This window comes from Microlunatus sp. YIM B11417, assembly GCF_059617205.1.
The window spans coordinates 1,308,675-1,332,576 of the sequence record NZ_JCAMPJ010000001.1 but is presented as its reverse complement, the minus strand read 5'-3'; the positions used below and the strand labels follow the sequence as shown (position 1 = coordinate 1,332,576).

General features: G+C 71.0%; 26 protein-coding genes. 14 read left to right on the top strand and 12 right to left on the bottom strand.

Annotated elements, in window-relative coordinates; translation table 11 throughout:
• The first annotated feature begins 4 nt into the window (after positions 1-4).
• Both AC6CCG_RS06740 and AC6CCG_RS06735 read left to right on the top strand, forming a co-directional pair.
• Positions 5-790 (top strand): helix-turn-helix transcriptional regulator, encoded by a 786-nt coding sequence (locus tag AC6CCG_RS06740; protein ID WP_496653705.1) that lies wholly within the window; start codon positions 5-7, stop codon positions 788-790.
• A gap of 5 nt (positions 791-795) precedes the next feature.
• The gene (locus tag AC6CCG_RS06735) at positions 796-1,347 is read left to right on the top strand and encodes a YbaK/EbsC family protein (RefSeq protein ID WP_496653704.1); all 552 of its coding nucleotides are present in this window, start codon (positions 796-798) and stop codon (positions 1,345-1,347) included.
• A 34-nt stretch (positions 1,348-1,381) separates the two neighbouring features.
• Here AC6CCG_RS06735 and AC6CCG_RS06730 read toward each other — a convergent pair whose 3' ends face one another.
• Positions 1,382-2,284, bottom strand: a complete 903-nt coding sequence (locus AC6CCG_RS06730) for a LysR family transcriptional regulator (RefSeq protein ID WP_496653703.1) — start codon at positions 2,282-2,284, stop codon at positions 1,382-1,384.
• Between the two features lie 69 nt (positions 2,285-2,353).
• On the opposite strand from AC6CCG_RS06730, the gene AC6CCG_RS06725 reads away from it, so the two are divergent.
• A complete protein-coding gene (locus AC6CCG_RS06725; RefSeq protein WP_496653702.1) occupies positions 2,354-3,244 on the top strand; it encodes an NAD(P)H-binding protein in 891 nt (296 codons plus the stop codon).
• Between the two features lie 86 nt (positions 3,245-3,330).
• Here AC6CCG_RS06725 and AC6CCG_RS06720 read toward each other — a convergent pair whose 3' ends face one another.
• Genes AC6CCG_RS06720 through AC6CCG_RS06705 form a run of 4 tightly spaced genes read right to left on the bottom strand, consistent with a single transcriptional unit; the run spans position 3,331 to position 8,941 of the window.
• A complete protein-coding gene (locus AC6CCG_RS06720; protein WP_496653701.1) occupies positions 3,331-6,321 on the bottom strand; it encodes an alpha-mannosidase in 2,991 nt (996 codons plus the stop codon).
• 29 nt (positions 6,322-6,350) lie between these two features.
• Positions 6,351-7,640, bottom strand: a complete 1,290-nt coding sequence (locus tag AC6CCG_RS06715) for an SPFH domain-containing protein (protein WP_496653700.1) — start codon at positions 7,638-7,640, stop codon at positions 6,351-6,353.
• A gap of 30 nt (positions 7,641-7,670) precedes the next feature.
• Positions 7,671-8,141 (bottom strand): NfeD family protein, encoded by a 471-nt coding sequence (locus tag AC6CCG_RS06710; RefSeq protein WP_496653699.1) that lies wholly within the window; start codon positions 8,139-8,141, stop codon positions 7,671-7,673.
• Complete coding sequence (locus AC6CCG_RS06705; protein ID WP_496653698.1) at positions 8,138-8,941, bottom strand: ABC transporter ATP-binding protein; 804 nt, start codon at positions 8,939-8,941, stop codon at positions 8,138-8,140. Before AC6CCG_RS06705 ends, AC6CCG_RS06710 begins: the two co-directional genes overlap by 4 nt.
• Before the next feature lie 89 nt (positions 8,942-9,030).
• Between AC6CCG_RS06705 and AC6CCG_RS06700 the strand changes: the two genes are divergently transcribed.
• Positions 9,031-9,684, top strand: coding sequence for a DUF1707 SHOCT-like domain-containing protein (locus tag AC6CCG_RS06700; RefSeq protein ID WP_496653697.1), 654 nt, complete (start codon positions 9,031-9,033; stop codon positions 9,682-9,684).
• Positions 9,685-9,729: 45 nt separating this feature from the next.
• Positions 9,730-10,452 carry an Rv1486c family protein gene (locus AC6CCG_RS06695; protein WP_496653696.1) on the top strand — a complete coding sequence of 241 codons (723 nt, stop codon included), beginning with the start codon at positions 9,730-9,732 and terminating at the stop codon, positions 10,450-10,452.
• Between the two features lie 21 nt (positions 10,453-10,473).
• Here the strand turns inward: AC6CCG_RS06695 and AC6CCG_RS06690 are convergent, their stop codons facing one another.
• The 3 genes from AC6CCG_RS06690 to AC6CCG_RS06680 are packed head-to-tail and all read right to left on the bottom strand — an operon-like array spanning position 10,474 to position 11,838.
• Positions 10,474-10,665: a helix-turn-helix transcriptional regulator gene (locus AC6CCG_RS06690; protein WP_496653695.1), complete on the bottom strand. Its 192-nt coding sequence runs from the start codon at positions 10,663-10,665 to the stop codon at positions 10,474-10,476.
• 13 nt (positions 10,666-10,678) lie between these two features.
• Complete coding sequence (locus tag AC6CCG_RS06685) at positions 10,679-11,056, bottom strand: hypothetical protein (RefSeq protein ID WP_496653694.1); 378 nt, start codon at positions 11,054-11,056, stop codon at positions 10,679-10,681.
• Complete coding sequence (locus tag AC6CCG_RS06680) at positions 11,053-11,838, bottom strand: CPBP family intramembrane glutamic endopeptidase (protein ID WP_496653693.1); 786 nt, start codon at positions 11,836-11,838, stop codon at positions 11,053-11,055. The genes AC6CCG_RS06685 and AC6CCG_RS06680 overlap by 4 nt, the downstream gene beginning before the upstream one ends.
• A 130-nt stretch (positions 11,839-11,968) precedes the next feature.
• Between AC6CCG_RS06680 and galE the strand changes: the two genes are divergently transcribed.
• Positions 11,969-12,979 (top strand): UDP-glucose 4-epimerase GalE, encoded by a 1,011-nt coding sequence (gene galE / locus AC6CCG_RS06675; protein WP_496653692.1) that lies wholly within the window; start codon positions 11,969-11,971, stop codon positions 12,977-12,979.
• Between the two features lie 15 nt (positions 12,980-12,994).
• Here the strand turns inward: galE and AC6CCG_RS06670 are convergent, their stop codons facing one another.
• Positions 12,995-13,663, bottom strand: coding sequence for a TetR/AcrR family transcriptional regulator (locus tag AC6CCG_RS06670; protein WP_496653691.1), 669 nt, complete (start codon positions 13,661-13,663; stop codon positions 12,995-12,997).
• A 65-nt stretch (positions 13,664-13,728) separates the two neighbouring features.
• On the opposite strand from AC6CCG_RS06670, the gene AC6CCG_RS06665 reads away from it, so the two are divergent.
• Together AC6CCG_RS06665 and AC6CCG_RS06660 are read left to right on the top strand one after the other, a co-directional pair.
• Entirely contained in the window at positions 13,729-14,139 is a 411-nt protein-coding gene (locus AC6CCG_RS06665; protein WP_496653690.1) for a nitroreductase/quinone reductase family protein, read from the top strand.
• 102 nt (positions 14,140-14,241) lie between these two features.
• A complete protein-coding gene (locus tag AC6CCG_RS06660) occupies positions 14,242-14,754 on the top strand; it encodes an HAD family hydrolase (RefSeq protein WP_496653689.1) in 513 nt (170 codons plus the stop codon).
• A gap of 79 nt (positions 14,755-14,833) precedes the next feature.
• On the opposite strand, the gene AC6CCG_RS06655 is transcribed toward AC6CCG_RS06660, so the two are convergent.
• A complete protein-coding gene (locus tag AC6CCG_RS06655; RefSeq protein ID WP_496653688.1) occupies positions 14,834-15,358 on the bottom strand; it encodes an alpha/beta hydrolase in 525 nt (174 codons plus the stop codon).
• 63 nt (positions 15,359-15,421) lie between these two features.
• On the opposite strand from AC6CCG_RS06655, the gene AC6CCG_RS06650 reads away from it, so the two are divergent.
• Genes AC6CCG_RS06650 through AC6CCG_RS06635 form a run of 4 tightly spaced genes read left to right on the top strand, consistent with a single transcriptional unit; the run spans position 15,422 to position 19,527 of the window.
• Positions 15,422-16,507 (top strand): FecCD family ABC transporter permease, encoded by a 1,086-nt coding sequence (locus AC6CCG_RS06650; RefSeq protein ID WP_496653687.1) that lies wholly within the window; start codon positions 15,422-15,424, stop codon positions 16,505-16,507.
• Position 16,508: 1 nt separating this feature from the next.
• The gene (locus AC6CCG_RS06645; protein WP_496653686.1) at positions 16,509-17,309 is read left to right on the top strand and encodes an ABC transporter ATP-binding protein; all 801 of its coding nucleotides are present in this window, start codon (positions 16,509-16,511) and stop codon (positions 17,307-17,309) included.
• A gap of 2 nt (positions 17,310-17,311) precedes the next feature.
• Positions 17,312-18,289 carry an ABC transporter substrate-binding protein gene (locus tag AC6CCG_RS06640; RefSeq protein ID WP_496653685.1) on the top strand — a complete coding sequence of 326 codons (978 nt, stop codon included), beginning with the start codon at positions 17,312-17,314 and terminating at the stop codon, positions 18,287-18,289.
• Positions 18,286-19,527 carry an MFS transporter gene (locus AC6CCG_RS06635; RefSeq protein ID WP_496653684.1) on the top strand — a complete coding sequence of 414 codons (1,242 nt, stop codon included), beginning with the start codon at positions 18,286-18,288 and terminating at the stop codon, positions 19,525-19,527. Before AC6CCG_RS06640 ends, AC6CCG_RS06635 begins: the two co-directional genes overlap by 4 nt.
• Before the next feature lie 88 nt (positions 19,528-19,615).
• Here AC6CCG_RS06635 and AC6CCG_RS06630 read toward each other — a convergent pair whose 3' ends face one another.
• Together AC6CCG_RS06630 and AC6CCG_RS06625 are read right to left on the bottom strand one after the other, a co-directional pair.
• A complete protein-coding gene (locus tag AC6CCG_RS06630) occupies positions 19,616-20,803 on the bottom strand; it encodes a glycerophosphodiester phosphodiesterase (protein WP_496653683.1) in 1,188 nt (395 codons plus the stop codon).
• A 19-nt stretch (positions 20,804-20,822) separates the two neighbouring features.
• Positions 20,823-21,722, bottom strand: coding sequence for an aldo/keto reductase (locus tag AC6CCG_RS06625; protein ID WP_496653682.1), 900 nt, complete (start codon positions 21,720-21,722; stop codon positions 20,823-20,825).
• Positions 21,723-21,812: 90 nt separating this feature from the next.
• Between AC6CCG_RS06625 and AC6CCG_RS06620 the strand changes: the two genes are divergently transcribed.
• Entirely contained in the window at positions 21,813-22,841 is a 1,029-nt protein-coding gene (locus AC6CCG_RS06620) for a LacI family DNA-binding transcriptional regulator (protein ID WP_496653681.1), read from the top strand.
• Between the two features lie 122 nt (positions 22,842-22,963).
• Positions 22,964-23,899, top strand: a complete 936-nt coding sequence (locus AC6CCG_RS06615) for an ABC transporter permease (RefSeq protein ID WP_496653680.1) — start codon at positions 22,964-22,966, stop codon at positions 23,897-23,899.
• Positions 23,900-23,902: the final 3 nt, after the last annotated feature.

Sequence of the window (23,902 nt, the reverse complement as noted above, 5' to 3'; positions counted from 1 at the left end):
TGATATGGCGCCCGATACCGAGATCGCGGCCTGGCGCCCGCAGGCCACGGGCATCGCCGAGGTGTTCCACGCGCGGTTCACCGACCACGCGTACCCGCGGCACACGCATGCCGACTGGACCCTGTTGATCGTCGACGAGGGCGCGATCGGGTACCGGCTGGAGGGGCAGGATCACGGCAGCACGACCGAGCTGGTGACGTTGCTGCCGCCCGGCGTGCCGCACGACGGGCACCCGGCGACCCGGACCGGTTTCGTCAAACGGGTGCTCTACCTGGAGCCGGACCAACTGCGCGGGGTCGGCGCCGGGGTGGACCGGCCGACGCTGCGGGATCCGGCGTTGCGGGACCGGATCCATCGGTTGCACGGTGTGCTGGCCGCGCCGGAGCGGCTCGAGTCGGAGAGCCGGTGGGCGCTGATCCGGGAACGCGTGCAGGCTCATCTGGACCGCGCGGACGCGGCGCCGAGACCCGTCCGGGACCGCCCGCTGGCGGCCAGGTTGCGCACTCTGCTCGACGACCGGGTCCGCACCGGGCTGGGACTCACCGAGGCGGCCGGGCTGCTGCAGGCCAGTCCGGAACACCTGGTCCGCAGCTTCGCCGCCGAGTACGGGCTGCCGCCGCACCAGTACCTGACCGGCCGGCGGATCGACCTGGCCCGGCACCTGCTGCTCGCCGGTCACCGGCCCGCCGACGTCGCGGCCGAGGTCGGGTTTCATGATCAATCCCATCTGACCCGGCACTTCCGGCGGGTACTCGGCGTCACGCCCGGCCGCTACGTACGGCTACCCTGACCCCGATGACCGAGAACTCCAACATGCCCGCTGTCGGCACCTTGGACTGGGCGCCGGCCGCCGATCACCCGGACCTGCTCGCTCCGCCCGTGGTCGCCGCGTTGGCCGGGCTCGGCCTGCCGGCCTGGGTCGCCCCGATCGACGCCGCCCTCGCCGACACGGCCGCCTTCTGCGAGGCGTACGAGGTGCCGCTCGAAGCCTCCGCCAACTGTGTCGTGGTGTCCGGCCGCCGCGCCGAGACCGAACGGACCGCGGCCTGCCTGGTGCTCGCCACGGACCGCGCCGACGTCAACCGGGTGGTCCGCAAGCACCTCGACGTCCGCAAGATCTCCTTCGCCCCGATGGACGACGCGGTCAGCCGGACCGGCATGGAGTACGGGGGGATCACCCCGATCGGACTGCCGGCCGACTGGCCGGTGCTGGTCGACGCGGCGGTCACCGAGCAGCCGTGGATCGTCGTCGGCAGCGGCATCCGCGGCAGCAAGCTCGCCCTGTCCGGTCCCGACGCCGCCCGGCTGCCGGGCGCGGAAGTGATCAAGCTGGCCATCGGCGACTGAGCCTCGACCAAGATCAAGATCCGGCACGGCGGCGTCACGTTCCGGCGTGAACGCCAACGCTCCTGACCACATCGGCGGCGGTACGGACGAAGGCGGCGACGGCGCGGTCCCGGGCGGTCCGGGGCCACGCCACCGTGAGCGTCGTCGACGGCAGATCGACCAACTCCCGGTAGGCGATGTCCGGCCGCGGGTTGCGCTGGATGATCGACCGCGGCACGAACCAGACGACCCGGCCGAGCGCGACCAGGTTGTAGATCTGGGCCAGGTCCAGTGGGCCGGTGAGCCCCGGCACCGACGGACTCGGCGGTGGGGTGCCGGTCACCGGCTGGTCACCCCGATCGGCGGGCCAGCCGTCCGGCAGCACGCGTCCGGCGAGGTCGGTCAGCCGGAGGTCGCCCCGGCCGGCCAGCGGGTCCGTGGCCGCCACCGCGAGCAGCCGGGACTCGGTCAGCAGCGGCTCCCAGTCCAGGCCGTCCTCGTCGAACGGGGTCGGCAGGAGCGCCACGTCGGCGGCGCCGGTGCGCAGCGCCCGGACCTGATCGCCGCGGCCGCCCATGATCAATTCCACCGGGCGGGCCTCGGGGTCCCGGTCGAATGCCTCCAGGATCGACGGCAACAGGCCGGCGTCGAAGTCCGCCTTGAAGGCGACCCGCAGCGTCGGCGTCGGCCGGCCGAGGTTCCGAGCCCTCCGCTCGGCGGCGGTCACCGCGTCGAGCGCGATCCGGGCATCGACGAGCAGTGACTCCCCGGCCGGCGTGAGGGTGACCTCCCTCGTGGTCCGCCGGAACAGCGGCACCTCGAGCCTCCGCTCGAGCCGGAGGATCGCGCGGGACAGCGGCGGCTGGGCGATGCCGAGCCGTTCGGCCGCGCGGCCGAAGTGCAACTCCTCGGCGACCGCGACGAAGTACCGCAGCTCGCGTACCTCGAGGTCACTCATACCGCCAAGGTATCAATCGTGATCAAGGTGATCCTTCAGCACCGGGCTTCGCGCGCGTTGACTGAGTCCATGATCATCATCACCACACCGACCGGCCAGCTCGGCCGGCAGGTCCTGCAGCGCGTCGTCGACCACGAGAAGGTACGGGTGATCGCCCGCGACCCGGACAAGCTGCCCGCGGGCCTGCGCGACCGGGTCGAGGTGATCACCGGATCACACGGCGACCGGGACACCGTGCGACGCGCCGTCGAGGGCGCCGACGCCGTCTTCTGGCTGATCCCGCCCAACCCGCGGGCCGAGAGCCTGGAGTCGGCGTTCGTCGACTTCACCCGGCCGGCCGCGGAGGCCTTCCATGATCACCGGGTGCCCCGGGTGGTCGGCATCTCGGCCCTGGGCCGCGGAACGGCACCGGCCGGTCGGGCCGGTCTGGTCACCGCGACGCTCGCCGCGGACGACCTGATCGCCGCCAGCGGAGCCGGCTATCGAGCCCTGGCGCTGCCGTCCTTCATGGACAACCTCGCCTGGCAGGCGGCGTCGATCCGCGACCACGGGCTGATCACCGGGCCGCTGCCGGGCGATCGCCCGGACCCGGCCTGCGCCACCCGCGACATCGCGGACGCCGCGGCCCGGCTGCTGCTCGACCGGGCCTGGTCCGGCGTGGCCGAGGTCCCGCTGCTCGGTCCCGAGGACCTGTCCCCCGACGACCAGGCCATGATCATCTCCGAGGTGATCGGCCGGCCGGTCCGCTACCGGCAGGTGCCGGACGCCGCGTACCGGGAGTTCATGATCAACTCCGGCCGGACGCCGGCGATGGCCGACGGGATGGTCGAGATGGCACAGGCCAAGCGGAACGGGCTCGATCGCGGAGTCGAGCGCACGCCGGAAACGCGTTCGCCGACCACGTTCCGGCAGTGGTGCGAGGAGGCTCTGAAGCCGGCGGTTCTCCTCCCCGCCGGCTGACCACACTCCCCCGACCCGCCGACCGGTCACGTGTGCAGCGACACGCCGTACAGAACGCTGCTTTGGTGACCGGTCGGCGGGTTTGTTCAGCGGGAGTAGCGGAGGGTGACGATCTGGAACGGGCGGAAGGACAGCGACAGGTCGGCCGGGGTGGTGCTGGACAGGCCGTCCGCGTCGGTCAGCGGGCGCTCCAGCAGATCGACCGTGGTCACGGCAGTCGCGGCGAACGTCGCGTGGACGTTGGCCGTGGCCCGGCCGCCGTCCGCCGCGTAGAGCCGCACCACGACGTCGCCGCTGCGGTCCTCGGCGAGCTTGATCGACTCCACCACCACGGACGGGTTGTCGACCGTGATCAACGGCTCGACACCGCCGCCGGCGACGGTCCGCTCTGGCAGGTTGATCGCGTAGCCCTCACGCACCGCGTCGGCGATCTCGGCACCGGGCACGATGGCGTACCGGAGCCGGTGCTGGCCGAGGTCGGTCTCCGGGTCCGGCCAGCGCGGGGCGCGGAGCAGGGAGAGCCGGACCGTGGTCGACGTGCCGCCGTCCTCGCGGACGGTCCGGGTGACGTCGTGGCCGTACGTCGAGTCGTTGACCAGCGCCACCCCGTAGCCGGGCTCGGCCACATGGAGGAACCGGTGCGCACAGATCTCGAACTTCGCCGCGTCCCAGCTGGTGTTCTCGTGGGTGGGCCGCTTCACGTGGCCGAACTGGGTCTCCGAGCTGGACACCTCGGCACGCAGGTCGAGCTCGAAGCCGGCCTTGAGGAAGGTCTCCCGCTCCTGCCAGTCCACGTCCGTGGTGATCTCCAGCGCCCGGGCGCCCGGGGCCAGGCTGATCAGCTGGGTGAACGTCGAGTCGCCGTGCTTGCGGACGACCCGGATCCCCGCCGGTACGTCGTCGGCGACCGACACCGACTCGGCGTCGCGAAGATCGACGACCGTGTTGCGGTAGAAGGCGTCGACGTCCCAGGCGTCCCAGTCGTTCGGCACGTCCGGGTGCAGCTGGAGCAGGTTGCCGACCCCTCCCGGCGTGATCGCGTTGCGGCCGGTCCCATGATCGACCACGCTCGTGATCAGGCCGTCGGCGCCGATGATCGCGCTGACGATTCCGTTGTCCAGCAGGAATCCGCTGCCGCTCGCGGTCACCGTCGCCGGTGCCGCCTCGCCGGTCGCGGACCCGCCGAGGGCCGGTACGCCGTTGCGGGCGTGCGGTGCGGCGTTGACCGTGGCCTGGCCCTCGCCGGTGCCCAGGGCACCGAGCGAGGCGGTGATCAACTCTTCCAGTTCCTCGCCGACCCGCTGGTACGTGGCGCGCGCCTCCCGGTTCACCCAGGCGATCGACGAGCCCGGCAGGATGTCGTGGAACTGGTTCAGCAGCACGATCTTCCAGAGCCGGTCCAGCGCGTCGTACGGGTACTCGGCGCCGTGCTGCACGGCGGCCGTGGTCGCCCACAGCTCGGCCTCGCGGAGCAGGTGCTCACTGCGCCGGTTGCCCTGCTTGATCTTGGCGTGCGAGGTGTACGTACCGCGGTGGATCTCCAGGTAGAGCTCGCCCCACCAGACGGGCGCATCGGGATAGTCGTCGAACGCCTTCTGGAAGAAGACCTCCGGCTTCTCGATCGCCACCCGCGAGGAGCCTTCCAGGTCGGCCGTCCGGGCCGCCCGGGCCAGCATCTCCCGGGTCGGGCCGCCGCCGCCGTCGCCGTACCCGAACGGGGCCAACGCGTGGTTGGCCCGCGCCTTGTCGGCGAACTGGCGGGCGGACCGGGCCAGGTCGCCGGCGGACAGGTCGGAGTTGTAGGTGTCGACCGGCGGGAAGTGGGTGAAGATCCGGGACCCGTCGATGCCCTCCCACCAGAACGTGTGGTGCGGGAACAGGTTGGTCTTGTTCCAGGAGATCTTCTGGGTGAGGAACCACCTCGAGCCGCTGAGCTTGATCAACTGCGGCAGCGCGGCCGAGTAGCCGAACGAGTCGGGCAGCCAGACTTCCTGGGTGTCGATGCCGAACTTCTCCTGGAAATAACGCTTCCCGTGGATGAACTGGCGGGCCATCGCCTCGCTGCCCGGCATGTTGGTGTCGGACTCGACCCACATGCCGCCGACCGGGACGAACTGCCCGGCCGCGATCTTCTCCTTGACCCGGGCGAACACCTCGGGCCGGTGCTCCTCGATCCAGGCCAACTGCTGCGCCTGCGACATCGCGAAGATCATCTCCGGATGATCATCCATCAGCTGGACCACGTTGGACGCGGTCCGGGCGACCTTGCGGACGGTCTCGCGGAGCGGCCACAGCCAGGCCGAATCGATGTGGGCATGGCCGACCGCGGTCAGCCGGTGCGCGCTCGCGTTGGCCGGCTTGGCCAGCGCGACGGCGAGGATCTCCCGCGCCTTCGCCGCCGTGCCGGAGATGTCGTGCAGGTCGATCGCGTCCAGCGCGTCGGAGATCGTCGCCCACAGCTGGGCGCCGCGGGCGTCGTCGGCGGGGAGTTCCTCGGCCAGCTGGCCGAGCACGTCGAAGTCGGCGACCAGCTCGCGTACCTCGGCGTCGACGACGGCCAGCTCGGCCTTGGCCAGCCGGTAGATCGGCTCGGCCGGCGCGGTCTGCACGTCGCCGAGCAGGGTCGGCACGCGCATCGTGATCTGCGGGTTCGAGGCGGCCTCGACGTACACCTCGATCCGGTCACTGCCCGGCTCGACCGGCAGCCAGTGGTTGTACGGGTGCAGGCCCTTGATCGGCGTCCCGTCCGGCCGGTACGCCAGCCCTTCGGCGGCGAAGCCCGGCCCGGTGCCCTCGAAGCCGAGGTCGACCAGGATCTCCAGGTCCTGGCCGGACCAGTCGGCCGGGATCTCGGCGGTCAGCTTGAACCAGGTGGTGGCCCAGGGCGAACCCCAGGCGGCGCCCACCTCGGTCGGCTGATAGCCGGCCGCGAGCCCGTCGGCGACGGGAATCGGCTCACCGTCGACGTCGTACCGCTCGACGGTGAGCGCATGGGTGTGCGGGTAGACGGCCGGGCGGAGGCGCTCCGGCAGCAGTCGTCCAAGGCGGCGCCGGACGAGGACTGGGTCGAAATGCATGACCCCAGCTTTTCATAACAACGATGGATTTATTGATTCGGCTGGGAAGGCGTCTCGGGACCCGGCCCGCCCGGCCCCTGCGGCGGCGCGGCGGGCGGCGAGAACGGCCCGGGCTGAGGCTGCTGCTGCACCGGCGGCTCGAAGGACGGCGCCGGCTCGGCCGGCTCCGGCTGGGCGGCCGGCGGCTGGGCGGCCGGCGGCTGGGCGGTCTGGCGACCGAGCGCGGGCGGGGTGGTCGGGGACGCGAGCCCCGGCCGAGGCGGCTTCTCCAGCTGCCGGGCCTCGGCGATCGCCTGCTGCACCGTGCGCTCCGACTTCTCGGCCTCCTCCGCGTTCTGCTGCGCGATCTCGGCCTGCACGTCGACCTTCTCCGGCGCCTTGAACTCGCCCTTGTCGATGGTCGGGATGCTGGACACCGCGGAGCTGACCGCGCCGCCGAGGCCCTCCAGCGCCTTGCCGATCTCGCTCGGGATCACCCAGACCTTGTTCGCGTCACCGCGGGCGATCGCCGGCAGCATCTGCAGGTACTGGTACGACAGCAGCGACTGGTCCGGCTGGCCCGCGTGGATCGCGTTGAACACGGTCGTGATCGCCTGCGCCTCACCCTCGGCCCGCAGCATCTGGGACTGCCGGTCGGCCTGCGCCCGGAGCACCGCGGCCTCGCGGTCGCCCTGGGCCCGCAGGATCGCCGACTCCTTCTCACCGCCGGCCGCCAGGATCTGCGACTGCCGGTGACCTTCGGCGGTCAGGATCGCGGCCCGCTTGTCCCGCTCGGCCCGGGTCTGCTTCTCCATCGCGTCCCGGATCGTCGCCGGCGGCTCGATCGAGCGCAGCTCGACCCGGTTGACCTTGATCCCCCACTTGCCGGTCGCCTCGTCGAGCACCACCCGGAGCTTGCCGTTGATCTCCTCGCGGCTGACCAGCGTCTGCTCCAGATCGAGCCCGCCGATGATGTTGCGCAGCGTGGTCTGGGTCAGCTGTTCGATGGCCTGGATGTAGTTCTGCGCCTCGTACGCGGCCCGGACCGGGTCGATCACCTGGAAGTAGATCACCGAGTCGATGTTGACCATCAGGTTGTCCTCGGTGATCACGCCCTGCGGCGGGAACGGGACGACGGTCTCCCGCATGTCGATGTTGTAGCGGACCTTGTCGACGACGGGGATCAGCAGGTGCGGCCCCGGGTCGAGCGTCCGGCGGAACTTGCCGAGGCGTTCCACCACCGCGACCCGCTGCTGCCGTACCACCTTGATCGCGCTGCCGAGCAGGACGACCACCAGGCCGATGACGATGATCCCGAGAATGACGGATAGTGGATCCACGGTTACCTCTCCTGGCTGTGCGCAGTCTGGTTACGGAAGTTGATCATGCTTCGGATAGACGACGGCGGTGGCGCCGTCGATCTCGTACACCTCGATCTCGGTGCCCTCTTCGATCACCATCGAGGTGTCGTACGGCCGGGCGGACCAACTGATCCCGTCGAGCTTGACCTCCCCGCCGGTCTTGTCGATCGCCGAGGTCGCCACCCCGGAGGCGCCGAGCAGCCGGTCCGTCGACGACCGGTAGCCCGGCATGCTGCGCACCTTGTCCAGCAGGGTGGGCCGCAGCAGCAGCAACGTGATCAAGGAGACCGCGGTGGCGACGCCGATCTGCAGCCACCAGAGGTCGGGCGCGACCACAGCCACGCCGGCACCGGCCAGGGCACCGACCGCGAGCATGATCAACACCAGGTCGAGCGACAGGATCTCCGCGATCCCGAGCAGCAGCGCCAACGCCAGCCAGATCGCCCAGACGTGATCGCCGAGCCAGTCCAACAGGTTCATCCGACACCCCCTCGACCGTTCGCCGAACGCGCTGTCCACCGGCCGTCGACCTCGGCCAGCGCGAGCGGCAGCCGGAACGTCTCGCTGAGTGTCTCAGCGGTCAGGGTCTCTCGCAGCGGCCCGGCCGCGATCACCTTGCCCTCCCGCAACAGCAACGCATGCGTGATCCCGGCCGGAATCTCCTCGACATGGTGGGTGACCAGCACCGAGGCCGGCGCCGCCGGATCCTGGGCGAGCTCGCCGAGGGTCCGGACCAGCGACTCACGGCCGGCCAGGTCGAGCCCGGCGGCCGGCTCGTCGAGCAGCAGCAGCTCGGGATCGGTCATCAGGGCGCGGGCGATCTGGACCCGCTTCCGCTCGCCCTCGCTCAGCGTGCCGAACGTACGGTCGGCCAGGTGATCGACCCGGAGCTGACGGAGCAGCGCGGAGGCCCGGTCATGATCAAGTGCGTGGTAGTCCTCGCGCCAGCGGCCGAGCACCGCGTACGACGCCGAGACCACGACGTCGTGGACCCGCTCGCCCTTCGGGATCCGGTCGGCCAGGGCCGCCGAGGCCAGGCCGATCCGGGGCCGCAACTCGAACACGTCGACGGTGCCGAGCACCTCGCCGAGCAGCCCGGCGACCCCGGAGGTCGGGTGCAGCTGAGCGGCCAGGATCTGCAGCAGGGTGGTCTTTCCGGCGCCGTTCGGGCCGATCACGACCCACCGGTCGGCTTCGTCGACGGCCCAGTCGACATCATCGAGCAGCTTCGTGCCTCCCCGCACGATGCTCACCCCGGCCAGGTCCGCCACTGCCACCATGCGACAAACCTACCGGGCCGGTCCGCCGGGCGAGCGGAGACCTGAGGAGCAGGCGGATCACGACAGCGTTGCTGATCTACCCTGTCGTCATGACCGAGAGCGGCCGGGAGCGAATCCGGGTGGGCCATTCCGAACGCGACGCCGCCGTCGAGGCGCTGCGCGATGCGGCCGCCGACGGCCGGATCACCCTGGAGGAGATGGAGGAGCGGCTGGAACGAGCGCTCTCCGCCCGGACCTACGCGGACCTGGACGCGCTGTTCGTCGATCTCGGCGGCGTCGACCCCGAACCGGCCCCGCTGGCCGAGGCTCCGCTGCCGCAGCTGCCCGGGTTCTCCGAGGACGATCCGCTCATCCTGGACGGCGGCTTCTCGTCGGTGACCCGGACCGGCGAATGGGAACTGCCGCCGTTCATCCGGATCAACGCCGGGGCCGGCACGGTCCGGTTGAACTGCCTGCAGGCCACCACCCGGGCCCGGGTGATCGACATCGAAGTGACCGCGTCGATGGGCACCGTGGTGATCGTGGTGCCGGAGGGCTGGGCCGCGAACACCGACCGGCTCTCCACCTCGTGGGGTTCGGCGAAGTCCAAGATCACCTCGACACCGACGCCCGGCAAGCCGGTCCTGGTGCTGCGCGGCTCGGTCGGCATGGGCACGCTCCGGGTACGCCATCCGAGCCGGGGCGACCTGCGGAGACTGGCGAAGGCGCTGCAGACCGACCGGCGCCGCGCCCTGGAACGTTGAACCTCGCTGGTCGATTCGGCGGGCCGCGCCACTAAGCTCAGCGGGATGGAGGTTGATGCGTCGGTCCGGTTGACGACGCACCTCAACGCTTTGCTGGCGAACCGGGTCAGTGTTGAGGTGGCGGCGACCCAGATCGTGGCCGGTGATGTGGCCCACCATGTCGTCGATCCCGACGATCTGCTGGACGTCGACAGCACGCGGGCGATCACCTGGGAGCGGGCGCTGCCGCGCTGCCTGGTGGTGGAACGAGCCCAGTGGCAACTGGCGCTGCCCCGCCCCGGCGTGCTCGGCGGACTGCGCGGCCCGGTCGAGTTCAACACCGCGGCCCTGTCCGCCGGGGCCGCCGTGCTGGCCAGCGGCGGCGAGCTGGGACTGGTGCCGATCCGAGTCGGCCGGGCACTGCAGTGGCGGGTGTTCAACGCGACACTGCCCGCTCCGCCGCCGAGTCCGTACGAGAGCGAACGGGCGCTCCGGGAGGCGGTGCTGGAGGCGGCCCGGACCCTGGAGACGCTCGACCTGGCCGGCGGCGCGATGGCCGGCTGGCGCCCGCCCGACATCTCGGTCTGGGCGCCCGGCTATCCACCGCTGCAGCGCAACGCGATCGCCAAGGCGTTGCGGATGCTGGCCGCCGCGGACCTGGCACTGAGCGACGACGGCGGCACGATCTCGTCCTGGGAGTCCGACCTACGCTCCCGCGAGCTGCGCCGGGTCCGCGACGCCGCCAGCGACGCACTGGTCTCCGCGGTGAGCTGGATCAAGCCTTCATGATCGACTTCCGGGACCCGGCGATCAGTCCTCCTCGAAGATCTCCTCGATCGGCCGGCCGAGCACCCGGGCGATCCGGAAGGCCAGCGGCAGGCTCGGGTCGTAGCGGCCCTTCTCCAGCGAGTTGATCGTCTGCCGGGACACCTCGAGCCGTTCGGCGAGATCGGCCTGGGTCCAGCCGCGTTCGGTCCGCAGCTGCCGGATCAGGTTGCGCACCCGGCGCTCCGACTCAGTAGCGCCGCCGTGCGACCACGGCGCCGATCAGCCAGCCGGCCGCGTACACGGGCCAGACGAAGAACCAGGACAGCTGCGGAGCGCCGGCCAACTGCAGGAAGCCGTACGTGAAGGTCACCAGGGACCCGATCGCGAAGCCGATCGCCAGCGCCTCGACGCTGATCCGGCTCTGCAGTTCGTCGCTCCGCCGGAGCTGGCGCACGACCGCCCACACCACGGCGATCATGGCCGGCACCGGGATCAGCACGGCCGGCCAGCGCCACGGCCCGTCGCCGGCGGCCCGGACCAGGACGATCGACAGGACCAGCAGGCCGGAATAGCCGAGGATCGCGACCGAGAACTCGATCAGGTACCGGCGCCCGACGCCGTTCATGCGAGCGCCAGCAGCAGGGTCGGCAGGCTGAGGAAGATCAGATCGACCACGGCGTGGGCGACGATCAGCGGCCACAGCCGGCGTAGCTTGATCATCAGAGCGCCCAGCAGCAGGCCGACCAGGAAGGTCATGATCACCTTCGCCAGCACCGCCGGGCCGGACAGCAGAGCCAGCGGAACGTGTTGCAGGGCGAAGAACCCGGAGACGATCACCAGTGCGGGCAGGGCGCCGAGCCGGCGGGTCAGTTGGTCCTGCCCCACCCCACGGTAGAGCGCCTCCTCGGCCACCCCGATGGTGAGCGCCGCCGGGATCGCGCCGACGCCGACCCAGAGCGGCACGGCCAGGGTTTCTCCGCCCAGGGGCGGCGGACCGCCATAGGCGATCAGGTTGCCCGTGAAGCTCGCCACCAGGAACCCGGCCAGGGTGATCACCGTGATCAGCACCGTCCAGAGCAGGTCCCTGGCCCGGAACCGGCCGAGCAGTTCGCCGAGCCCGACTCGGCCGCGCCGCAGCACCATGATCACGGCACCGAGAGTGGCCACGTCGACGACCATGATCAGTGCGTTCGTCAGGATCAGCCCGTCGGGCCAGGAGTCCGGCAGGACCAGCCGGAGCACGCCGACCAGTGCGAACAGCAGCGCCGTCCGGAGCAGCAGCAGCCCCGTCAGCACCGGCAGCGACAGGACCGGGAGCCGATCCAGGGCGGACAGCGGCCCGGGACGGCCGGTCGCCGCGGCCGGATCCGGCGCGGTCGAGGACACCAGGTCGGGAGTCGTCGTCATGCCGTGAATGTAAAGCACGCTTGTCAGGCGTGTCAAACACCCTTTACATCAGCCGCCGGCCCGCGCGGCGATGGGATGGGTCCGGGTCGAGGTCGGGACGGTCCGGGTCGGGCTGTCTAGACTCGGGGCCGTGAGAGTTCTCGTGACCGGCGGAGCCGGCTACCTCGGCAGCATGATCGGCACCGCACTGGAGCAGGCCGGCCACCAGCCGGTGATCTTGGACAATCTGGTGAAGGGGCGCCGCGAGTTCGTCGCCGGCCGGGTCTTCTACGAGGGCGACATCGCCGACCGGGCCCTACTGGAGAAGATCGTCGCCGACCAGCAGATCGACTGCACGATCCACTGTGCCGCACTGATCGTGGTCCCGGAGAGTGTCCGGGAGCCGTACCGCTACTACGTGAACAACGTGACCAAGTCGCTGGAACTGTGCCAGAACCTGGTCGACCTCGGCCGGCCGCGGCTGGTGTTCTCGTCGTCGGCCTCGATCTACGCCTTCAGTGATCGGTTCGAGGTGGACGAGTCGGCGCCGCTGGCGCCGACGTCGCCGTACGCGCGGACCAAGATGATCATGGAAATGGCACTGCGGGACCTGGCCGAGGCGACCGACCTGCGGACGATCATGCTGCGCTACTTCAACCCGATCGGCTCCGATCCCGACTTCCGGACCGGCATCTACGACCCGGTGCCGTCGCACGTGCTCGGCCGGCTGGTCGCGGCCGCGGAGGGGCGGATCGACGCGTTCGAGATCACCGGCACCGACCTGCCGACCCGGGACGGCACCGGCCTGCGCGACTACATCGGGGCCTGGGACCTGGCCCGCGCCCACGTCGCCGCCGTGGAACGCTTCGACGAGGTGCTCGCCGCCGAGGGCGCGCCGAGCTCGGTGATCAATCTCGGCACCGGCTCCGGCGTCACGGTCCGGGAACTGCTGGCGACCTTCGAGGAGGTCTACGGCCGCCCGGTGCCGACCCGGGAGAAGCCGCCGCGGCCGGGGGACGCGATCGGCGCCTACGCAAACGTGGACAAGGCCCGGCGGTTGCTCGACTGGCGGACCGAGCAGTCGCTCGCCGACGGCATCGCCAGCGCGCTCGAGTGGGGGCGCCGCCGAGCTTCCGTACTGCCTGATCTGGCGACCGACTGACCTCGTGATCTTCGATCAGCCGCCACTGCGGACCGCGGCGATCAGGTCCAACTGGACCGGCGGTGACAGCCGAGCAGGCTCGCTCCGATCGGCCCGGAAGGAGTCGAGCAGGTAGCCGACCAGGCGTCGCGACGCCGCCACGGCCGCCTCTGGCGTGCCCGCGACGATGCCGCCGTTGGCCAGCAGGATGAGCGACAGGTCGTCCGGGGAGAAGTCGCGGCGGAGCCCGCCGGCCCGCTGCGCCCGGCGGACCAGAATGCCGAAGCTCTCGACGAAGTGGGTCCGGGCCTCGTCCAGGTAGGCCGTACCGGACAGCGTCGCGCTGAGCACCGCCCGGAAGCCGCGATCCTCCGCCTGCAGCGCGCACACCGCCTCGATCACCGTGCAGAACGCCCGCCACGGATCCGGGTCCACCTTGGCCTCGCCGAACATGATCAGGCAGTGCTCGAACCGCTCCGCGAAGGACGCGGTGACCAGATCCTCCTTGGTCGGGAACCGGCGGTAGAGGGTCGCGACGCCGACGCCGGCCCGGCGGGCGATCGCCGCCATCGGCACCTCCAGGCCGCGCTGGGCGAACAGGACCCGGGCGGCCTCGAGGATGCGATCACGATTCTGTTGCGCGTCGGCCCGCAGCGACGGCTCGAGCTGATCATCAACGGCGATCCGAGAGTGCTGATCGGTCATGCTTCTCACTTTAGCTAAGTGGATGGGGTTCTCCACTTAGGCCGGGTACGGTGAACGCAAGGTTCATGATCAACAAGCGAATGGGAGTCACCGTGCCGACTGCGAAGACCTTTCCCCGAAAGGCCGCCGACCGGTTCAACACCTTCATCCTCCGCCTCCGCGACGCCTCGCCGCTCGGCCCCTGGCTCAAGCGCAGCCTGACCATCGTGACCTATACCGGACGTCGCTCCGGACGGACCTTCAGCACGCCGGTCGCGTTCCGGCGCGACGGCGACCGGGTGATCATCGGCGTGATGATGCCGGAGCGGAAGCGCTGGTGGCGCAACTTCCTCGACGGGGGTGGGCCGATCATGATCGAACTCGACGGGGCGAACCGGGCCGGGCACGCGACCGCGGAACAGGACGCCAAGGGGCAGGTCGTCGTCTCGGTCCGGCTACGATCCCGGGATGAAGACGTGCCTCCTCTTCGATCATGACGGCGTCCTGGTCGACACGGAGCTCTGGTACTTCAGGGCCGGCGAGCGAGCCCTGGCCGACATCGGCCTCACCCAGGATCGGCAGCAGTACCTGCGGGGGACATGCCGCAGGGAGGCGCCACCTGGGCCCAGGCCGGGGCGGCCGGCATCGACGAGCAGACCATCGATCGGCAGCGCGAGGTCCGCGATGCCTACTACCAGGAGTATCTGCGCACGGAGGCCATCGAGATCGACGGCGTCATCGAGACCCTGACGGAACTGTCCCAGCACGTCCGGATGGCGATCGTGACGACGTCGCGGCGAGCGGACTTCGAGATCATCCACGAGCAGCGGAAGATCACGTCGTTCATGGAGTTCGTCCTGACCCTCGAGGACTACCGGCACGCCAAGCCGCATCCGGAGCCGTACCTGACCGGCCTGGACCGCCTCGGCGCCGACCCGGCGGAGACCCTGATCATCGAGGACTCCGCCCGCGGCCTCGCGTCCGCGGTCGCGGCCGGGATCGATTGCGCCATCGTGCACCACGACTTCACCGGGTCCCAGGACTTCACCGGTGCCCGCCACCGCATCAAGACCCTGCGCGAACTGCCCGGTCTCGTCCTCGGCACCGCCTGACGCTCCGGTCGTTCGACCGCGGTTCCTGACCGGATTCCCGCCGCGCATGAGCGCGAGCTTCGCCGACCGCCCTCGGCGCTCAGGCGATCAGGCGGTCCAGCAGGTCGAACGCGTCGAGGTCGTCGTAGTGGCCGCCGTCCCTGATGATCAAGGTGCCGCCGAGCCGGTCGAACATCGCCCGGCCCTGCCGGTCGTCACAGCCGTAGGGATCACCCGGTGAGTTGAGGAAGACCAGGTCGCGGACGTGCGACCGGATCGCCGGCCAGTCGTAGGCCTGCTGCAGGACGGGTTCCTCGCTCTCGTTGGGTTCCGTCGCATAGCCCGCGACCAGGACGGCCTGCGCCACGGTGACGTCCAGGTGCTCGAGCAGGGCGAGCAGCAAGGCTGCGCCGCCGGAGTGGCCGACCAGCACCGTGCCGGCGTCGAAGGTGTGGTTCGCCAGCACCTTGGGCAGGAAGGTCTCGATCGGCTCGACGTTCAGCCCCGGATAGTGTGGCGCCTCGACCGCGTACCCTCGCTCGGTCAGCCGGCGCCGGAGCCAGGGCAGCCAGCAGACGTCCGGGTTGGCGCCGGTGCCGTGGAAGATGATCGCGCTGCGGTTCATGGCCGGATCCTGCCACGCTCCGCCGAATCGCAACTGACTGTCGTTTTCGTTTAGGATCGTCGGGTGCTTGACCTGCCCCGGCCGACCCGGACCCGCTCACGCCCGCCCGCCGGCCGTACGGTCCCGGCCGGGCTCGTCGCCGGTTCGCTCTGCGTGGTCCTGCTCGTCTCGGTGATCGTCGCGATCGGACTCGGGCCGGCCGCGATCGGGCCGCTGGAGACCGGCCGCTACCTGTCCGCGGCGATCTTCGGCGGGACCCTGCCGGCCGAGGAGGCGTCGGCGTACCAGATCATCTGGCAGATCAGGACTCCCCGGGTGCTGCTGGCCGCGCTGGTCGGGGCCGGGCTCGGTTGCGTCGGCGTCGTCGTCCAGACCCTGGTCCGCAATCCGCTCGCCGACCCGTACGTGCTCGGGGTGTCCTCCGGCGCGGCGGCCGGCGCGGTGGCGGTCGGCAGTCTCGGCCTGCTCGCGGTACTCGGCGTGCACGCCCTCTCCGTGGGTGCCTTCCTCGGCGCGGCCGCGGCGTCGGTGCTGGTCTTCCTGGCCGCGCGGACCAAGGTCGGATTGCAGCCGTTGCGGCTGGTGCTGACCGGCGTCTGCCTCTCCTTCGGCTTCCAGGCCTTGATGAGCGTGATCATCTACCTGGTCCCGAACAGCGAGTCGACGGCGACCGTCCTCTACTGGACGATGGGCAGCTTCGGTGCCGCGACCTGGTCCTCGCTGCCGGTGCTCGCCGTCGTCGTGATCATCGGCCTGGTGATCACGCACCGGCACAGCCGGACCCTCGACCTGATGTCGCTCGGCGACGAGACCGCGGCCAGCCTCGGCATCCGGTCCGACCAGGTACGCCGCCGGCTGTTCGTGATCACCGCCGTGCTGACCGGCGCGATGGTCGCGGTCAGCGGCGCGATCGGCTTCGTCGGCCTGGTGCTGCCCCACCTGGTCCGGCTGCTGGCCGGGTCCGGGCACGCGCGGGTGATCACGATCACTCCCCCGGCGGCGGCGATCTTCATGGTCTGGGTGGACCTGCTGTCCCGGGTCGTGGTCGCGCCGCGGGAACTGCCGCTCGGCGTGATCACCGCCCTGATCGGCGTGCCGGTCTTCGTCGGTCTGATCCGGCGCCGCGGCTACCACTTCGGAGGGCGTTGAGATGGAACTGGAACTCAGCGCGCTCTCGGTCACGATCGACGGAGCCGCCCTGGTCCGCGAACTCGACCTCACCGTGGCCACCGGCGAGGTGGTCGGCCTGATCGGGCCCAACGGCAGCGGCAAGTCCACCGTGCTGCGCTGCATCTACCGGGCCCTGGCGCCGACCGGCGGGGTGATCATGATCGACGGCCGGCCGATCGCCGGGTTGCCGCCGCGGACCACGGCCCGCCACGTCGCCGCCCTGACCCAGGACAACGGTGCCGACCTCGACTTCACCGTCGCCGAGCTGATCGCCCTCGGCCGGGCGCCGCACCAGTCCGGCAACCGGGCGCTGAGCGAGCGGGAACGCCGGCTCTGCCTGGACGCGATGGAGCGGCTCGAGCTGACCCACCTGGCCGACCGCGGCATCCACGGACTCTCGGGCGGCGAGCGGCAGCGGGTCCAACTGGCCCGGGTGCTGGTCCAGGAGCCGCGGATCCTGATCTTGGACGAGCCGACCAACCATCTCGACCTGCGGCACCAAGTCGGTGCACTGGCCGCGCTCCGCCGATCCGAACAGGGCGGCACGGGGCTGACCGTGCTCGTGGTGCTGCACGACCTCAATCTCGCCGCCCTGGTCTGCGACCGGCTGGCGGTGCTCCAGGACGGCCGGCTGGTCCGGCACGGGGCGCCGGCCGAGGTGCTGACCGAGTCCCTGGTCCGGGACGTGTTCGGCATCGAGACCGTGATCATCCCGCACCCGGACAGCGGCCGCCCGCAGCTGTTGCACACCCTCTCCGATCCCGTACCGAAAGGCTCTTGATCATGATCAGACGCGCCGGCATCGCCCTTGTCTGCGGCACCCTGCTCGCGTCCGGCTGCGGCGCCCAGATCGCCCCACCGGCGGCCGAGAACACCGTCACCGTGCAGCGCTGCGGGGAGCAGGTCAGCTACACCAAGCCGCAGCGCGCGATCGCCTACGAGGGCGGCAGCGCGGACAAGCTGTTCAGCCTCGGCCTGACCGACCGGGTCCGCGGGTACGTGATGCCGCCGGCCAATCCGCCCGTCAGCGAATCGCCGTGGGCCGCCGAGTACGCGAAGGTCGAACTGCTCAGCGATGACCTGCTGAACAAGGAGATCGTGGTCGACGCGAAGGGCGATCTGGTCGTCGCCGGCTGGAACTCCGGGTTCAGCGACCGGCGCGGGATCACGCCGGAGATCCTGGACGGGCTCGGCATCGGCAGCTTCATGCACGCCGAGAGCTGCTTCAACTACCCGGGCTTCCCGGAGCGGCACCGGCCGTTCGACGGGCTGTACGTGGACCTGGAGCGACTGGGCCGGATCTTCGGCGTCGAGGACCGGGCGGCGGCGGTGATCACCGAGCTGCGGCAGCGCGTTGCCGCGGCGACCCGGGAGGTCGCGGACGCCGACCGCCCCCGCGTCTTCCTGTACGATTCCGGCACCGACCAGCCCTTCACTGCGGGCCAGCAGGTGCCACCGAACGACATCATCGAGTACGCGGGCGGCCGCAACGTCTTCGCCGACCTCGAGGCGCGCTGGACCCAGGTGGCCTGGGAGGCCGTCGTCGACGCTCAGCCCGAGGTGATCATGATCCTGGACTACAACGACCAGCCGGCGCAGGAGAAGATCGACTTCCTGCGGACCGATCCGAAGACCAAGGATCTGCCGGCCGTGAAGGCGAACCGGTTCTTCGTGCTCGACTACAACGAGGGCATCAGCGGCCCGCGCAACGTGGACGGCCTGGAACGATTCTCGGCCTACCTGCAGGACCTGGAGCGGTGAAGCCGACCGCGATGATCGGCAACGAGCCGGCCGGCGCGCCCGGACCGCTGCCGGACCGGCGGATCGCCGCCACGATCTGGCCGCTGCTGGTGTGCGCCGTGATCGGCCTGGTGCCGTTCACGGTCTTCTCCACCTTCCTGGTCCAGATCGCCGCCGACGCCGGCAGCGACAGCGCGACGGTCGGCACGCTGCGCGGGCTCGGCGGGATCGCCGCCCTGCTGATCGGTGTGCTGCTGGCGCCGCTGATCGACCGCTGGAGCCGGCTCCGGGTCCGTACCGTGGCGCTGGCGGTGCTCGCCCTCTCCTGCCTGGTCGGCGCGGTCGGCAGCTACCCGACCTTGATCGTCTTCTGCCTCGGCGTCGGCGCCGCCACCGCTGCGCTGAGTCCAGCTCTGCTGGCGCTGGCGGCCGACCGGTTCGGCGACGCGGCCACGTCGGGCCGGGCTGCGACCATGATCACCGCCGGCCAGACCATCGCGGCGATCATGGCCGGACCGCTGGTCGGTCTGCTGGCTCTCTGGCCCGGCTGGCGCGGCGCGCTCGTGCTCACGGCGGCGATCGCGCTGCTGCTGGTCGCCGGCTCGCTGGTCCGCAACCCCTGGACGTCCTCCGGCAAGCGGCGCGGCGACGCGCTGACCGGACTGGCCCTGCGCTCCGTCCTGCGGGACCGGACCGTCGCCGGCCTGATCATCATCGCCTTCCTGCGGACCGCGGCATTCATGGGCCAGCTGGCCTTCCTGGCCGCCTTCTACCATGATCGTTTCGGACTGGACGTGGCCCAGTTCGCGCTGATCTGGACCGTCAGCGGGGTGTCGTTCTTCCTCGGCAACTTCCTCGCTGGGCGATCCCTGGCCCGGCTCGCCGGCGACGCCGCCAAGCCGCTGTTGATCATCGCTCTGATCGCCGCGACGGCGGCTCTGGCGCTGATCTTCACGGCGCCGAACCTGATCGTGGCGATCGCCGGCACCGCGGCCACCGCGATCTGTCACGCCGTGATCGCCGCGGCCGTGGTGGACCAGTTGGTCAAGCGGGCCAGCCGGCGCGCGCCGACCCTGGCCCTGAACGCCGCCGGAATGAGCCTCGGCGTCTTCGCCGGCGCGACCGTCGGCGGCGCCGGGCTCGCTGTCGCCGGCTACCCGGGCCTGCTGATCGGCCTCGGTGCGCTCACCGCGATCGGCGCCCTCGTGGCGGTCGGCTGCCTGGATTCCCGTACGGTCTCGGTGCCGGCGACCGGCTGATCACCGGAAGGCCTCCGCGCCAGTGTCGAACGCGCGCGCTGAGCCAGTCGAGGTGCCAAGCCGGATCGGGCCTTGCCCTTCGGCAGGCTCAGGGAACATGTTCCACGCCCTGCCAGGAAGAGCGCAGTGCCAAGCCGTCCAGCAGCAGGGTGCCCGGTGCCGCATCGACCGCGGTGAAGCGCAGCCGGTGTGGTCCCGCGGCCAGGGCTGCGCTGATCTCGACCGGCTGCTGCGACGGCGACGGCCCGCGGAGGTCGAACCCGGCGACCTGTGGAACTCCGTCCAGGGCGAGGTCGAACACCCCGCCGGCCGGGTGGCGGACCAGCACGCAGTGGACGGCGGTCCGGCCGGGGTCGGCCACGAACGGCACCTCGAGCCAGTCGCCGGCGGCGAGCTCGACGGCGAGCCCGGCCCGGCCGGAGAACTTGAAGCCCAGTCCGTGATCACCGCGCCGGCGGGGCAGCGGCCCGGAGGTCCGGGCCACGCCGAGCAGCGACTCGGCCTCGATCATCGGCGCCGCGACGCCGCGGTGCGAATCCTCCCGGCGGTCCGGCCAGTCGGTCATGGTGCCGTCCGCGCCGGCCCGCGCACCCTCGTCCATGAAGGCCCGGGTGTTGGTGTTGTGCATGATCAACAGTCCGGCCCGGTGCACCCGGTCCACCAGCGAGGCCGTGATCCGGTCGGTCCGGAAGCAGAGGAAGTCCGCGTACTCGGCGTAGCCGGCGATCTCGGCGTCGGTGATCGTGCCGGCGTCGAGGAAGAGCACGCCGAGGGTCGCGTCCGGCAGCAACCGACGCAGCTCCGCCGACCGGGCCGGCGCCACGGACGCCGCCGCCACCCGGGCGTCCGGGTGCGCGGTGAGGTGGCGGGTCAGTTCGGCGGCGACCAGCTCCATGCTGTCGGTCTTGAGCTCCAGCAGGGCTCCGCAGCGGGTGCCGGCCAGCAGCTCCAGCGCCTCCCGCAGGGTCGGGATCCCGGTGCCGGCCCCGGGGTCGTACCAGCGACCGGCGTCCAGCCGGCGCAGCTCGGCCAGGGTGAACGTGGACACCGGGTCGTCGGCACGCTCCGGGTCGACGACCGCGATGTCGGTGGTGCGGCGCAGGGTCGCGTCGTGCATCAGGACCAGCTGGTCGTCGGCGGTGACCCTGATGTCGATCTCGCAGTAGTCGGCGTACGGGATCGCGGCGGCCAGCGACGGCAGGGTGTTCTCCGGATGCCGGCCGCACAGGCCGCGGTGGGCGAACGTGATCCTGCCGCGCGGGCGCAGCGATTCCATGATCGACTCCCCCGGCGGATCAGTCCGTGACGGTGCTCGGCGCCGGGCCGAGATCGTCCAGGGCGGCCCAGAGCGCGTCCGGGATCTCGGTGGCCCGCATCCGCTCCAGCTGCTCCAGCCGCTCCGGGCTGCCGACCCCGACCACGGTCGAGTGGATCAGCGGCGAGCGCAGCGAGAAGTGCAGCGCCGCGGTGGTCAGCGTGACCCCGTGCTCGGTGCAGACCGTCCCGGCCCGGCGCACCCAGTCCAGCAGTTCCGCCGAGCTCTCCTGGTACGCATACCGGGTGCCCCGGCCGGCCAGCAGCCCACCGCCGAACGGCGCCGCATTGAAGATGATCATGTCCCGCCGGGCCGCCTCCTCGATCAACGGCGTGGCCGACCGGTCGATCAAGGTGTAGCGGTTGTGGGTCAGCACGGCGTCGAACGCACCGCTGCTCACGTACTCGATCATCAGGCTGTTCGTGCCGGCCGCGATGCCGATCAGGTCGACGGCGCCCTGCTCCTTGAGTTCGCGCATCCCCTGCACCGCCCCGCCGGGGCCGAACGCTTCCTTGATCGAGATCGAGTACGGGTCGTGCAGGTGCAGCAGCGGCACCCGGTCCAGCCCGAGCCGGCTCAGGCTCTCCTCGTAGGAACGCAGCACCCGGTCCCGGTCGAACCGGCCGGTGCCCGGCTCCGCGTCGGTCTTGGTGATCACCGCGCGCCGGTCGGCGCCGAGCCGGCCGAGGGCCGCGCCGAGCGCGGTCTCGCTGGCCCCCGCCCCGTACGCGTTCGAGGTGTCGATCGCACCGTACGGCCCGGTCAGCATCGCCTCGGCCAGCGCCGGGTCGTTCAGCGGTGTCGTACCGAGCGTGATCGGGCTGAGCGTGAGGTCGGTGCCGGGCACGGCGCGCGGCTGGACCGGATCGTTCAGGGTCATGGGCTCAGCCTAGCGACGCTGCTCCTGAAGCGTTTCAGGACCAACCGACCTCCTAGACTTCCGCTGGACCGGGCAGGAAAGGGGCGAGAAGTGGCTGCGTCGCGTCGCCGCGGGGTCAACCTGATCGAGGTCGCCCGGGAGGCCGGGGTGTCCCCGGCGACGGTCTCGAACACGCTGAACCGGCCCGAGATCGTCTCGCCGCAGACCCGGACCAAGGTGCTGGAGGCGATCCAGCGGCTCGATTTCGTGCCCAATCACGCGGCGGCGACCCTGCGCCGCGGCCACAACCGGCTGTTCGGGCTGGTGGTGCCCGACATCACGAACCCGTTCTACGCCGAGATCGCCCGCGGCATCTCCGACGCCGCCGACGAGGCCGGCTACGCGGTGGTGCTCTGCGACAGCCAGGACGACCCGGACCGGGAGCGCCGGCAGTTGGAGACGCTGGGTGAGCACCGGGCCGCCGGCGCGCTCGCCGTACCGCTGACGGCCGACGAGACCCGGCTCGAGCGGCTCCGTTCGCTGGGCGCCCATCTGGTCCTGATCGACCGGCTCGCCGACCCGGCGCAGGGCTGCTCGGTCGTCGTCGACGACCGGCGCGGCGGCGAGATCGCGACCGCGCACCTGCTCGCCACGACGACCGACCGGACCCGTCCGATCGCCCTCGTCAACGGCTCGCACGACATCCCGCAGTGCAACCAGCGCCGGCTCGGCGCCGTCGACGCGCTGCGCGCCGACGGCCTGGACCCGGCCGGCCTGGTCGAGTTCCAGCTGACCGAGATGACCACCGCCGCCGGCGAGGAGCTCGGCCGGCGGTTGGCCCGGTCCGGCCCGCTGCCCCGCGGCATCTTCTGCATCAACGACCAGTTGGCGATCGGCGTGATCCGGGGCCTCGCCGCGGCAGGCGTGACGGTGCCGGACGACGTCGCCGTCGTCGGCTACGGCGACCTCGCCATCGCTCCGGACGCGGCGGTGCCGCTGACCACCGTGGTCCAGCCCAAGTACGCCATCGGGCGGACCGCGGTGGAACGGCTGCTCGCCGAGCTCGCCGAGGGTGAGGGGCACCGGCACGACACGACGGTCTTCCCGCCCTCGCTGGTGGTCCGAGCCTCCGCCCCCTGAGGGTCCGCCGGGTGACCCGGATCACTCGACACCCTTGACAGCACCGCCGGGCTTGGCGAGACTTTCACAGATTGAATCCATTCAATCGATGCGACTCGCTCACTGCCGAGAGGGAGAGTCTGGTGCTGGCTCCAGTGGCGTCCCGGCCGCGGTTGACGGTCCGGCAACGAATGATCAAGTACCGGCTGCTGTACCTGCTCTTCCTGCCGGTGGCCGCCTACTTCGTGATCTTCCAGTACTGGCCGATCGTCCTGTCCTTCATCGTCGCCTTCAAGGATCTCAAGCTGGGCCGCGGTATCGCCCGCAGCCCGTGGGTGGGGTTCGACAACTTCGTCGAGATCTACACCGATCCGCAACTGCTGCAGGTGTTCTCCAACACGGTCGAGATCAGCCTGCTCCGGCTCGTCTTCGGGTTCTTCCCGCCGATCATCCTCGCCGTGCTGCTGCACGACCTGAGCACCCGTGTCTTCACCAAGATCAGCCAGACGATCATCTACATCCCGCACTTCTTCTCCTGGATCATCGTGTACGGGATCGTCTTCGCGATGTTCTCGACCGGTTCCGGGCTGATCAACAACCTGCTCGACGCCGTCGGCCAGCAACGGATCGACTTCCTGCTCTCCGAGGCGTGGTTCCGGCCGATCCTGATCGGCTCCGGGATCTGGAAGGAGATCGGCTGGAGCACGATCATCTACCTCGCCGCGCTGGCCACCGTCGACGACGAGTTGTACGAGGCCGCCGCGATCGACGGGGCGGGACCGCTGCAGCGGATCCGCTACATCACCGTGCCGGCGATCCTGCCGGTGATCACCTTCGTGCTGACGATCAATCTCGGCTTCATCCTCTACGCCGGCGGCGAGCAGATCCTGGCCTTCTACAACTCGGCCGTCTACAACGTCGCCGACGTGATCGACACCTGGGTCTACCGGGAGGGGCTGGGCCGGCTCCAGTTCAGCGTCGGCACCGCCATGGGCCTGCTGCAGTCCATCGTCGGGCTGTTCCTGGTGCTCGGCTCGAACTACGTGGCCCGGCGGGCCACCGGACGAGGGATCTGGTGACCC

Coding starts and splice junctions, on each gene's coding strand:
- AC6CCG_RS06700 (WP_496653697.1), top strand. CDS start 9,031: ATGACCGAGAGCGGCCGGGAGCGAATCCGGGTGGGCCATTCCGAACGC.
- AC6CCG_RS06640 (WP_496653685.1), top strand. CDS start 17,312: ATGATCAGACGCGCCGGCATCGCCCTTGTCTGCGGCACCCTGCTCGCG.
- AC6CCG_RS06740 (WP_496653705.1), top strand. CDS start 5: ATGGCGCCCGATACCGAGATCGCGGCCTGGCGCCCGCAGGCCACGGGC.
- AC6CCG_RS06630 (WP_496653683.1), bottom strand. CDS start 20,803: ATGGAATCGCTGCGCCCGCGCGGCAGGATCACGTTCGCCCACCGCGGC.
- AC6CCG_RS06660 (WP_496653689.1), top strand. CDS start 14,242: ATGCCGCAGGGAGGCGCCACCTGGGCCCAGGCCGGGGCGGCCGGCATC.
- AC6CCG_RS06665 (WP_496653690.1), top strand. CDS start 13,729: ATGATCAACAAGCGAATGGGAGTCACCGTGCCGACTGCGAAGACCTTT.
- AC6CCG_RS06695 (WP_496653696.1), top strand. CDS start 9,730: ATGGAGGTTGATGCGTCGGTCCGGTTGACGACGCACCTCAACGCTTTG.
- AC6CCG_RS06685 (WP_496653694.1), bottom strand. CDS start 11,056: ATGAACGGCGTCGGGCGCCGGTACCTGATCGAGTTCTCGGTCGCGATC.
- AC6CCG_RS06725 (WP_496653702.1), top strand. CDS start 2,354: ATGATCATCATCACCACACCGACCGGCCAGCTCGGCCGGCAGGTCCTG.
- AC6CCG_RS06655 (WP_496653688.1), bottom strand. CDS start 15,358: ATGAACCGCAGCGCGATCATCTTCCACGGCACCGGCGCCAACCCGGAC.
- AC6CCG_RS06670 (WP_496653691.1), bottom strand. CDS start 13,663: ATGACCGATCAGCACTCTCGGATCGCCGTTGATGATCAGCTCGAGCCG.
- AC6CCG_RS06735 (WP_496653704.1), top strand. CDS start 796: ATGACCGAGAACTCCAACATGCCCGCTGTCGGCACCTTGGACTGGGCG.
- AC6CCG_RS06710 (WP_496653699.1), bottom strand. CDS start 8,141: ATGAACCTGTTGGACTGGCTCGGCGATCACGTCTGGGCGATCTGGCTG.
- AC6CCG_RS06705 (WP_496653698.1), bottom strand. CDS start 8,941: ATGGTGGCAGTGGCGGACCTGGCCGGGGTGAGCATCGTGCGGGGAGGC.
- AC6CCG_RS06645 (WP_496653686.1), top strand. CDS start 16,509: ATGGAACTGGAACTCAGCGCGCTCTCGGTCACGATCGACGGAGCCGCC.
- AC6CCG_RS06680 (WP_496653693.1), bottom strand. CDS start 11,838: ATGACGACGACTCCCGACCTGGTGTCCTCGACCGCGCCGGATCCGGCC.
- AC6CCG_RS06730 (WP_496653703.1), bottom strand. CDS start 2,284: ATGAGTGACCTCGAGGTACGCGAGCTGCGGTACTTCGTCGCGGTCGCC.
- AC6CCG_RS06625 (WP_496653682.1), bottom strand. CDS start 21,722: ATGACCCTGAACGATCCGGTCCAGCCGCGCGCCGTGCCCGGCACCGAC.
- AC6CCG_RS06720 (WP_496653701.1), bottom strand. CDS start 6,321: ATGCATTTCGACCCAGTCCTCGTCCGGCGCCGCCTTGGACGACTGCTG.